Below are 10,395 nucleotides of genomic sequence, written 5' to 3' on the forward strand. Positions count from 1 at the left end.
GCTTTTTTTATGAGTATAGTTTGAGCCAAATCGCCATATCAGTTCACTTTGGTGTGACTGCACAATCGAAATTAACTTTGCTAGAGCGTTATATTGACGCTGCGCTTGCAAACAACCATCAAATTTCTTGTATTTTTCTCTATCAAGATGGAGTCTATCACGCCAGCCAAGAGCTTGTGTTAGCGTCAGATGAATTGCAATCTACAGCCCTCTGGCAACGCTTAGCCAATAAGGCGATCCCTTTACTGTTATGTGTCACCGCGGCAGAGAAACGTGGAGTGAACACAGAAAATACAGCGCCATTCACCGTCGCCGGTCTTGCTGAATTTGCGATGATTTCGAGTAAATCAGATAAATGGGTGCAGTTTAAATGAGCCGCAAGATATTAGTCATTTCGAATAAAAGTCCCTTTGACGGTACAACGGTCAAAGAAGCGCTTGATGTTGCATTAATCTATGCTGCTATAGACCAGCAGGTGAGCTGGTTGTTCACCGGCCCTGCCGTGTTGGCACTAAAAAAAGACCTTAATGCCCAAACACTAGGAATTAAGGATGTGTTTAAGCAAATTAAGACACTTGAAATCTATGACGTTGACCAAGTTTATGCCTGCCAATCGGCAATAACTGCGTTCAATCTATGCTCAAATTCATTGGCAATTGATGTTGAAGTGAAAGATCAACAGGCAATTTCTCTCTTGATAGAACAACATGACTTCGTGGTAACATTATGAGTACGCTCCATATTATTTCTAGTCTTGCAGCCTGCGATCAAATCCAATTTATCGCTCCCAGCGATACGGTTTTACTGTGTAATGAGGGTTGCTTTGGCCAACAACATTTTCGCGATTGTGCAGCCGATGTCGTGATGTTACAAACCTGTGCTGATGCCAGAGGGATGCAGCCTGCTTCTGGAGTGAAATTAATTTCCGATAGCCAGTGGGTTGAGCTAACCATCACAATGAATAATTCAATTACTTGGTAAACATCATGCTAGAGTTTAACAACCAAACTATCGAGACAGATAAACAAGGTTATTTACTAGATCACACTCAATGGTCTAAGGATTTAGCGCCACTTCTGGCCGCAGAAGAGAATATCGAGCTTTCAGCTGCACACTGGGAAGTCATTGAGTTTGTGAGAAATTTTTATCTCGAATACAATACTAGCCCTGCTATCCGCATGTTAGTCAAGGCAATGGCTAAAGCATTAGGCGAGGATAAAGGCAATAGCATCTATTTATATAAGCTATTTCCAAAAGGGCCCGCCAAGCAAGCCACTAAAATCGCAGGATTACCAAAACCTGCAAAGTGTATTTAACACAACAAAAAGGCCTCACAGAGGCCTTTTTAATTGGTTGATGCTAGCGCATTGTTACTTGGTGTATGCTCTTGGCATATCCGAGTCTGTTGTGTATCTGTCTCTTAGTTTGTCGTGGCGTGACTCGGTAGAGACTTCCTCACCATTGATCCAGATTTTATCTATTGTAGTGCTAAATTCGAAAGGATCCGCACTCCACATCACGATGTCAGCACGCTTACCTTTTGCAATAACACCACCGTCAATGCCAAGTGCTTTTGCAGGGTTAGCGGTAACCGCCTTAAGTGCGCCTTCATGACTCATGCCATTTGCAACCGCTATACCAGCATCAAAGCGTAACTGGTAAACATTGTGGCTACCATCACCACCGATAGAAAGGATGACTTTGACGCCCGCTTTTTCAAGCTTACCTGCATTTTCTAAGTGTGCGTGCATTGAATCAAAGCTGCTAGGTAAGTTTGAAACCGCACTGAGAATAACAGGAACATTTGCAGCAGCTAATTCGTCAGCGACTAATACTGCATCATCGGCACCTTGAATAATGAGGTCAAGACCAAACTTGTCTTTTAATTTCAAGACTTCAAGGATGTCTGAAGCACGCGATACCGAGGCAATCACAGGCATTTCACCGGCGAGTACTTGTGTTAGCACTTTTTCTTCGGCATTTGGCTTGGTGTCGTCTTTGTCGCCTTTTTTGCTCAGCTTGTCTTGTTGTGCTTCAAGCTTTTTGACCACATTATCGAGCGCCTTCGCACGTGAGCCTTTACTTTTTGCCCCCAAATGGACAACCAATGCAGTTTGCTTGTCGGTGACACTGTTAAACTCACCAGATAAGTCTACAACAAACCCTAAGCCTGCAAATTCACTTTTTCCTCCCCAAGGCGTAACCAAGTTTTGCGTAATACCGCCTTTTCGAGCATATGCAATTAAGCTACTGCGAGGGTTGAAAGCTGTACTGGCGTCGAAGTCAACACCAGCTTCATCATCACCGGCATCACGAGAAGCAGCAACTGCGCCCACTTCAACTAAACCTAACTGGTTCATCGAGCCAATAAATCCAGGCGTAACCACTTTTCCGCTGCCATCAATTGTGACATCAGCGGTGACAGTTTCAGGATTAATTGCTTTGATTTTACCGTCTTCGATGATCAGTGTTGCCCCTTCGAGCACACCGTTATCGGTTGCAGTGTGAATCGTAGTATTAGTGATTGCAGTAATATCAGCAAAAGCAACTGAGTGAGCAAGTATAGCACTAGTGATCATGGTTAATTTCAAGGTTTTCATCTCATCAACTCCTTACTTTTGACCTAACATAAAATCACTAACTGCTTGATATTTTTCATCTTGACGGTCATACACCTTGCCACCATCAACAAATACCTGCTCTGCTTGTGAGTACACGCTGAACGGGTTAGTATTCCAAATTACCACATCCGCTTGTTTGCCCTGCTCTAAAGAACCCGTTTTATCTTGGATACCGAGAGATTTTGCAGCATTGGAGGTGATCCATTTAATAGCATGTTGCTCGTTGATATTAAAACCTGACTGATTTGCGGTATACATAACCTTAGCGGCTTCATGATTTAAACGCTGAATTGTGGTATCTGAGTCTGAATGTACAATTGCACACGAGTTCTTCACTGCATCAACAATTGCGACGTTCTCTTGAACCATATCATAGGCTTCCATTTTAAAGCCCCACCAATCCGGCCAAAGCGCCGCACAGTTGCCATTTTCAGCTAATAAATCAGCAATCTTGTAGGCTTCGATGCCATGGTGGAAAGTCCCTGCGTGATAGCCAAACTCTTTCGATAAATCAATCATCATCGCCATTTCTTCGGCTTTATAGCAGTGGTTATGGATCAAGATCTCGCCATCTAAAACACCACGAAGCGTATCAAATTTAATATCGCGTTTTGGTGCATCTGGATTTAACCCCGCGGCATATTCCGCTTCATACTGTTCCCAAGCGCGCTTGTATTCGCTAGCCTCAACCCAAGCTTCACGATACCCCGCCATATTACCCATACGAGTGTAAGGTGCTACGCCCTTTGAGCCGTATACTCGCTTAGGGTTTTCACCACAAGCCATTTTAAGGCCATATGGTGCGTCAGGAAACTTCATCGCTTGCATCGTCGGGGCTGGTACGTTCTTTAGCGTTACACCACGACCGCCGAACAAGTTTGCCGAGCCTGGCAGAATTTGTAATGTCGTGATCCCACCTTCACGCGCTCGGTTAAAACCGGGATCTTGAGGCCATACTGAGTGCTCTACCCACACTTGTGACGTGTTAGGGTTAACCATTTCATTACCGTCACTGTGTGACTCTACGCTTGGACTTGGATAAGCACCTAAGTGAGAGTGAACATCGATAATCCCAGGTGTTACCCACTTACCTTCCGCATCTATTGTCACGTCAGCAGTCACAGACAAGTCTTTACCTACTTGCTTGATTTTACCATCAACGATAAACACATCTCCCTGCTCTATCTTGTCACCGGTTCCAGTGAGTACTGTGGCGTTGGTGATGAGAGTGGATTGAGCAGGCACTGCTTTATATGTGCTTGGGTACGGATTCTTTTCTATTGTTACTTTTTCTTTTTGCGGGCCGTTATCCTGACAACCCAGCAGCGCAGCGGCAATGCCAGCTACAACTATGGAGGGAGCAAATTTATACATTATTGTCATCTCTATTGTTTTTTTGTGACTTTAACTCATGCATATGCAATTTACGCAATTATGAGCTTCAGTGACAAGTAATTACGACGAACGTCCGCTTAGTATAACTTAAGTTTCGATCTCTGTGGTCTTTCCCTGTATTTCTAAAGATAAGCGGGAAGTGTAAATTAGCGTCAGTAATGACACGTTTTGACATATTTGGGCTGGTTGGTAAATAGCTTGCACAGTTTATAAAAACAAGTTGTTAAACAAAGATAAACAAGCAATTTTTTATAAAAAAATTCTCGGTAAATATGACAGTCGAAACATAATAAGTTGAGTAATTTCATAACGATGAAGATTAAGTACACATCTGACATACTCTATTACATTCGGAATTACTTGGTTTACAGCATTCCCAAGCATCTTTGGCAATACTAAGTACGTGTCCTAGAGATAGCCAAGGAGCTAACCATGAAACTGTTCAATTTACTATGCGCCACTTCATTTTTAATCGCGGGTAGTGCTACCGCTGCCGAGTTTGTACCAACAGATGATTCAGCTGCAACCAAAGTATGCATGTCGGTTGTAAAAGACAATAAGCTTCATTTACACACTACTATTAAGCGTAGTCGCCTAGACAAGCGAGTGATTGAAGATAAACTGCATTGCAATGATATGCCGGTAGGCAAGTTTGCCGCCGCCTATGGATTCAGCAAAGCCGCTAGGTTTTTAGGGGTTGACCAAGAAATGGAAACAAGTATCAGAGATATCGCAAAAGTCGACGATAGCGAAGCCATTTTCGTTTCGGGTTCAAAATAAAGTTTGAACCACCCACTTACTTTTCAGATGCAATAAACGAGGCGCAGATACCCTGACTGCGCCTTTATCATTTTATATTGTTATGAGTTACGCTTATCAGAACAATGCAGCAAACAAGCCAAACAGTCCGCCAAACACGCCTCCCCATACGACTAGCCAACCCAAATGTGTTTTGATCATGTTTTGGATAATCTCTTTCACCATTTTCGGGGTTAGCTCATTAAGTCGCTCATCTACTGCTTTTTCAATCGTCTGATGGATGTCATCGCCCAGCAAGCCAGCGCTTAGCGCTTCGCTAACGGCCGCATCAAATTCAGGTTGTTCACCAAGCTCCACTATTGCGATGCGCATTTTCTCGATAAATGGCTCCCGCAATGGCTGCACGGCTTCAGTACCACCAAACATTTGTAACATTGCACCGAACTGAGATGCCTCTATCACGCTGAGTAAACGGTCAAATGCCGGATTTAAATCAACCTTGTTCGCGATTGGTGCCAAGTCAAATTTTGGATGCTCATTACTTAGAAACTTTTCAAGTTTATCTTTACTGAAAAACTCACTTAAAATTAGCGATCGAATTGATGCTTTAAAAGACTCGAACTTAATGGTGATGATCCCAGAGCCATACAAAAATGGGACTTTCTCGAATAACATATGTATCGCTAACCAATTTGTCATCGCCCCCGATAAAGCAAACAACCCTATTGAAAACAGAACATCTTGTTGCATCAACAAACCACTGATGGTCATCAGCGCTGCAAGCAAATTGGTAATGATATTTTTATTCAATGTACTTCCCTTGGATAAAATGAGTTACGGGATATTTTATTTTTTTTATAAAAAGGCCTCAAGTATTTGTGATCTTGAGAATTTCAACCATATTTTAGAGTAAGCGAATCTGTTGGACCTAACTTATGTGGAATAAAGTCAACCAACAAATCTCTGAATCTCTCCATGATGCTTTTGAATTTTCGTCAAAACAGACGCTTAAGAGCTATGGTTCTAAGAAACTCTATAAGATTGCTGACGAACATCATCAGTTTTTAGTCAAAGTTGCGCCTATTCAAGCTTTGGAGCGCTTTGAATGCGAAGTCAGTAATCGAGAAAAGCTGATCCGAGACTCTGACTTTTTAATTGCAGATACCATTACGCTTGGCACCAGCGTCGAGTTTTGTTTTCTAGTACTCGAATGGTTGGAACTTGACCATCGCAATGAAAACTGGCTTGAATGCGGTCAAAGCCTGGCAAAAATGCACCAGCGCCATGAGCAAGAAATGTATGGTCTCGAGGAAGATAACTATATCCATGAACTTCCGCAACCTAACCAATGGCATAAAAAGTGGGAAACCTTTTTCGCTGAAGAAAGAATAGGTTGGCAACTGCAGTTACTTGCTGAAAAAGGCATTATTTTGACCGATATCGACGCATTTGTTGAGCAGATAAAACCCCTGCTTCCCCATCATGTTCAGCCATCGCTCGTACACGGTAACTTTTGGCACGGCAACATTGGTTTTAGCCATCAAAAACCGGTGCTTTTCTCCCCTGCCTGTTATTACGGCGACCGCGAAGTAGATATCGCAATGGCTTCTTTGTTTGCACCACTGCCCGAGGATTTTTATCTAGGTTATGAATCGGTTTATCCCTTAGCTGATAATGCCTCAGAAAGGCTAGATATCTACCGGTTGTATCCGCTGCTTGTTCAAGCAAACTTATTTGCAGGAAAATACATAAGAGATGCAGCAGAACAGGTGGAATCAATTCTCAAATAATTGCCATATTTCCGTCACAATGGACTATAGTTAAAAGGTGTAAATTTTGGCCAATGTGTGTGGAGGGCCAATGAAAAACCTATATCAACAACGTATCGAATGCCCGCACTGTGGACACCATATTTTCATAAGCTTAGATACCAGCGAGGGCGATCAAGACTACTATGAAGACTGTGCTGCATGTTGCTGCCCAATCCATCTAAATATGCATTTAGATCATCTTCACAATAAACTTGAGCTTAGGGTCGACAGCGATGACGAACAGGTATTTTAGCTAACCTCGTATAACTTGATGTTTACACAGCAAGTTATACGAATTTGCTTGATCCTACGCGTGATATTGAGATGAAAAGCGTTGTCCCACATAAAAAACAAGTGCGGGGAGCAGTTCTGCCCATATAGCGCTGCTCGAAATACTAGCTTTTGTCTACCAATGATTGTCTTTTCATATAGTTTTCTACGGTATTAATTATCGTGTAGGTTTGTTGGTCAATCTCAATGTTTACGCTATCGCCTACTTTTATGTGGCCTAAATTGGTCAGAGACAAGGTTTCTGGGATCAGATGCAACCAGAAACCACGGTGATCAAGCTCTCCTACCGTTAGACTCGCGCCATTTACCGCAATGAAACCTTTATACATCACGTATTTTTGCCACCCTTCGGACAACTCTACATGCATTTTTACGTTTGCTTCATTGCGGCAAATTTCGCTGATGTACGCCTTAGTTTGAATATGACCAGAAATAATGTGACCACCAAGCTCAGTACCAAAGGTCATTGAGCGCTCAAAATTAACCTGAGTTCCTCTTTTTACTTCACCTAAGTTAGTTAGTTTTAAGGTTTCATCTATCACATCAAAACAAACTTGACCTACAACATCGTTGTCTGGCTGTTCAAAACTCACCACTGTGAGGCAACAACCATTGATAGCGATACTTGCGCCCAACGTAAGCTTATCTAAATATTCACTACCTACTGAGATCACTAACCTCAAGATGTTGTCGACCTGTTTTGCTGACACTACCGTTGCTTTTGTTTGAACAATTCCAGTAAACATAACTATCCTCGTGAATTAACTAGGGAGATTGTAACGAAATCAACTAAAAAGGTGTACTCAATAAAATGATAACCCTTTTGGCATACAAATATTTGCCTCAACTAAACGCAAATTTGCTAAAAACAAACGGCTCAAATAAACTGTCGTTTTTACGCCTTAAGCAGTATCGCATCATGAATTTCTCTACTTGGGAGGCTCGGCGCTTATTACAGTTAGCCATCCCCGTTTTTCTAGCACAAGTCACCTTAGTCTTAATGACGGTCGTGGACACAATGATGGCCGGACAAGTAAGCGCGGAAGATTTGGCCGCGCTCTCTATCGCAACCGGTGTATGGAACCCGTTGATTTTCAGTTTACAAGGTATTTTGCTTGCACTCACAAGTATCGTGGCACACTGTCACGGTGCTAAAGATAGCAGTGGCATTACAAAGTTTTTCCAGCAAAGCTTATATTTATCCTTAGCGCTGTTTTCCATTGGGCTGATCCTTGCAAACTTTACGTCGCTGGTGTTCGCCAATATTGGCGCCAGCAACAATGTGCAATTCCTCGCTCAGGGCTATATAGACTTTGTTAAGTGGGGACTACTGGGTTTTCTTATTTTTACGGTATACCGAAATGTCACTGAGGGGGTAGGTCAAACCAAACCCGCTTTTTATATTAGCATTGTCGGCCTTTGCATTAATGTTATTGCTAACTACATTTTTATTTATGGTAAGTTTGGAGCCCCAGCGCTTGGTAGTGCTGGGTGTGGCTTGGCAACATCAATTGTGTTGTGGTCGATGGCAGTCGCCCAGTGGATATATAGCTTAAAAAGCAAGCATGTTGATGGTAAAGCGTTAATCAGCAACTTTACCAAACCAAGCTTATCTATGATGAAATACATCGCCACATTAGGTTTCCCGATCGCCTTGGCGACATTTTTTGAAGTCACGCTATTTGCCTGCATCCCTTTATTTATCGCTGACTTAGGGCCAGTTTCTGTTTCGGGACACCAAATTGCGGCTAGTGTGACGACTATGTTATTTATGATGCCGCTTAGCTTATCAATGGCTATCGCTATTAGGATTGGTAACCTTACAGGACAAGGTGCGGTTGATCAACTTAAGCTCTCTGTGCGCACGGCGTTTATTTTAGCAAACTTGATTGCACTTTTTGTGGCGTCTATTACGTATATAGGTAGAGATGAAATTGCATGGCTGTATACGAACAACAAAGAAGTCGCAGCACTTGCCACCAGCATAATGGTACTGGCTTGTCTTTATCAGTTACCAGATGCATTGCAAGTTTCGGCAAACGGCGTGCTACGAGGACTAAAATATACCAAACCAATATCTTGGGTGACCTTTGTATCCTATTGGCTAATTGGTTTTTCATTAGGCTATGTGCTTGCAAAGACTGACTGGATCACAACAGCCATGGGACCACAAGGATTTTGGGTTGGTATTATTATCGGGTTAAGTACCGCTGCATTGTTACTCGTTACTTGCGTAAATAAAAGGGTGAACTTTGAAATTAATCAGGCAACTCGCTAACTTTGTCACTGTATTTTTTTTAGGCGGCTGTGGTCAACAGCGACCGACCTGTTTGCTGAATACCAACAGCGCCTAGCAACCGCCAGTGGCAGTGAAATAGTCAAACTTGCACCACTAAAAAACAGTAAAATCGAAAAGATCTCAAAGCCACAAAGTAATTTGTCAATTTCAATTCTTGATATTGCACAAACAGGCCATTGTAAAGTGACCCAGCTGATTGCAGCGCAGAACAACCAGCTTGGCAAAGTGAGCTACCCTAGTGAACGATTGAAATATGCCGTTGAGTTTATAAAAAGCGCGCCGCAGTGTATTAATAGCGCAGAAACAAAAGACGAACTAAAACAAATCTTAACCGAAGCGGTTTTAGAAAAGCGTCATCAACTGCCGTGGTACTTTCTCCATATGATGACATTTGAAAAAGAACTGTCTAACTTAGGCATGTTAACCACTGAGGAAGTACCGCTTGAGGCACCCGCAATAAAAGGAAAGTCACTAGAAGCAGTTAACATACTCGCTGACTTTGCCAACAATATTCACTCCCCTGAAAAAATTTCAACTGCTACATTAACCCCAGCTCTAGCCATCTTGTCAAAACGCTATATTTCTTCGTTGCTGACCAGTGTACGTAAACAAACCATGCTTAATAATGCAACAACACAACAGCTTGAACAGTTAGTTCTCAAAGAGAATATGTGTCGAGATGGAGGCAATAGAAAACAAGCGAATATTGTGAGTAATGTTTTCACTAAGTATTACCTCTCCCAACTACAGCCATACCAAGCCATGCTGACCGCTTCAATGGAAGAATTAATCCAAGGTTGGCAACCTATTCACCAGCTTTATCAAGAGCATAGTATTACTGACCCCCTGACTCTTCATGAGCACCTAGATAATTTAAAACGTTCAGCCAAAAACCACGTTAAGTGGTGGCAAAACTTCTATGATTTGTGCGAAATAACTCCACTATGAGCAAAAAAAAGGCAAACAATCATAAAATTACACAAAGCAGCTTGATCCATCAGCCCAGTCACTATATATTACAACGCGTTGACAGGCACTCAGCCTTGAACTTAGTACGACCGTAGCTCAGTTGGTTAGAGCACTACCTTGACATGGTAGGGGTCGGTGGTTCGAATCCACTCGGTCGTACCAATCAAATTATACAACCGTAGCTCAGTTGGTTAGAGCACTACCTTGACATGGTAGGGGTCGGTGGTTCGAATCCACTCGGTTGTACCAA

13 protein-coding genes and 2 tRNA genes are annotated in these 10,395 nt (G+C 42.5%); 11 read left to right on the forward strand and 4 right to left on the reverse strand.

All coding sequences use genetic code 11. The annotated features are described in order from the left end of the window. Positions 1-20 precede the first annotated feature (20 nt). Genes tusD through CEX98_RS08150 form a run of 4 tightly spaced genes read left to right on the forward strand, consistent with a single transcriptional unit; the run spans position 21 to position 1,316 of the window. Positions 21-374, forward strand: coding sequence for a sulfurtransferase complex subunit TusD (gene tusD / locus CEX98_RS08135; protein ID WP_099641594.1), 354 nt, complete (start codon positions 21-23; stop codon positions 372-374). Continuing rightward, positions 371-730, forward strand: coding sequence for a sulfurtransferase complex subunit TusC (tusC, locus tag CEX98_RS08140; protein WP_099641595.1), 360 nt, complete (start codon positions 371-373; stop codon positions 728-730). The genes tusD and tusC overlap by 4 nt, the downstream gene beginning before the upstream one ends. After that, positions 727-981: a DsrH/TusB family sulfur metabolism protein gene (locus CEX98_RS08145; RefSeq protein ID WP_099641596.1), complete on the forward strand. Its 255-nt coding sequence runs from the start codon at positions 727-729 to the stop codon at positions 979-981. Before tusC ends, CEX98_RS08145 begins: the two co-directional genes overlap by 4 nt. Before the next feature lie 5 nt (positions 982-986). After that, complete coding sequence (locus tag CEX98_RS08150) at positions 987-1,316, forward strand: TusE/DsrC/DsvC family sulfur relay protein (protein ID WP_099641597.1); 330 nt, start codon at positions 987-989, stop codon at positions 1,314-1,316. Between the two features lie 54 nt (positions 1,317-1,370). Here CEX98_RS08150 and CEX98_RS08155 read toward each other — a convergent pair whose 3' ends face one another. Together CEX98_RS08155 and CEX98_RS08160 are read right to left on the reverse strand one after the other, a co-directional pair. Further along, positions 1,371-2,600, reverse strand: a complete 1,230-nt coding sequence (locus tag CEX98_RS08155; protein WP_099641598.1) for an amidohydrolase family protein — start codon at positions 2,598-2,600, stop codon at positions 1,371-1,373. Between the two features lie 12 nt (positions 2,601-2,612). Next, positions 2,613-3,995 carry an amidohydrolase gene (locus tag CEX98_RS08160; protein WP_099641599.1) on the reverse strand — a complete coding sequence of 461 codons (1,383 nt, stop codon included), beginning with the start codon at positions 3,993-3,995 and terminating at the stop codon, positions 2,613-2,615. A 453-nt stretch (positions 3,996-4,448) separates the two neighbouring features. Between CEX98_RS08160 and CEX98_RS08165 the strand changes: the two genes are divergently transcribed. Then, complete coding sequence (locus tag CEX98_RS08165; protein WP_099641600.1) at positions 4,449-4,796, forward strand: DUF3718 domain-containing protein; 348 nt, start codon at positions 4,449-4,451, stop codon at positions 4,794-4,796. Positions 4,797-4,892: 96 nt separating this feature from the next. Here CEX98_RS08165 and CEX98_RS08170 read toward each other — a convergent pair whose 3' ends face one another. Then, a complete protein-coding gene (locus CEX98_RS08170; RefSeq protein ID WP_099641601.1) occupies positions 4,893-5,585 on the reverse strand; it encodes a DUF445 domain-containing protein in 693 nt (230 codons plus the stop codon). Positions 5,586-5,710: 125 nt separating this feature from the next. On the opposite strand from CEX98_RS08170, the gene CEX98_RS08175 reads away from it, so the two are divergent. Then, the gene (locus CEX98_RS08175; RefSeq protein ID WP_099641602.1) at positions 5,711-6,565 is read left to right on the forward strand and encodes a fructosamine kinase family protein; all 855 of its coding nucleotides are present in this window, start codon (positions 5,711-5,713) and stop codon (positions 6,563-6,565) included. A gap of 70 nt (positions 6,566-6,635) precedes the next feature. Then, positions 6,636-6,839 (forward strand): CPXCG motif-containing cysteine-rich protein, encoded by a 204-nt coding sequence (locus tag CEX98_RS08180; RefSeq protein WP_099641603.1) that lies wholly within the window; start codon positions 6,636-6,638, stop codon positions 6,837-6,839. Positions 6,840-6,981: 142 nt separating this feature from the next. Here the strand turns inward: CEX98_RS08180 and CEX98_RS08185 are convergent, their stop codons facing one another. Beyond that, positions 6,982-7,623 carry a riboflavin synthase subunit alpha gene (locus CEX98_RS08185; RefSeq protein WP_099641604.1) on the reverse strand — a complete coding sequence of 214 codons (642 nt, stop codon included), beginning with the start codon at positions 7,621-7,623 and terminating at the stop codon, positions 6,982-6,984. Between the two features lie 173 nt (positions 7,624-7,796). On the opposite strand from CEX98_RS08185, the gene CEX98_RS08190 reads away from it, so the two are divergent. From CEX98_RS08190 to CEX98_RS08205, 4 genes are all read left to right on the forward strand, one after another. Further along, complete coding sequence (locus CEX98_RS08190; protein ID WP_099641606.1) at positions 7,797-9,155, forward strand: MATE family efflux transporter; 1,359 nt, start codon at positions 7,797-7,799, stop codon at positions 9,153-9,155. Between the two features lie 96 nt (positions 9,156-9,251). Then, the gene (locus CEX98_RS08195) at positions 9,252-10,124 is read left to right on the forward strand and encodes a DUF3080 family protein (protein WP_242441663.1); all 873 of its coding nucleotides are present in this window, start codon (positions 9,252-9,254) and stop codon (positions 10,122-10,124) included. A 106-nt stretch (positions 10,125-10,230) separates the two neighbouring features. Then, positions 10,231-10,307 (forward strand) — tRNA-Val (locus tag CEX98_RS08200). 10 nt (positions 10,308-10,317) lie between these two features. Continuing rightward, a tRNA-Val gene (locus tag CEX98_RS08205) sits at positions 10,318-10,394 on the forward strand. Position 10,395 lies beyond the last annotated feature (1 nt).

The sequence above is a fragment of the Pseudoalteromonas piscicida genome (assembly GCF_002744175.1).
Taxonomy (GTDB): Bacteria; Pseudomonadota; Gammaproteobacteria; order Enterobacterales; family Alteromonadaceae; genus Pseudoalteromonas; species Pseudoalteromonas piscicida_B.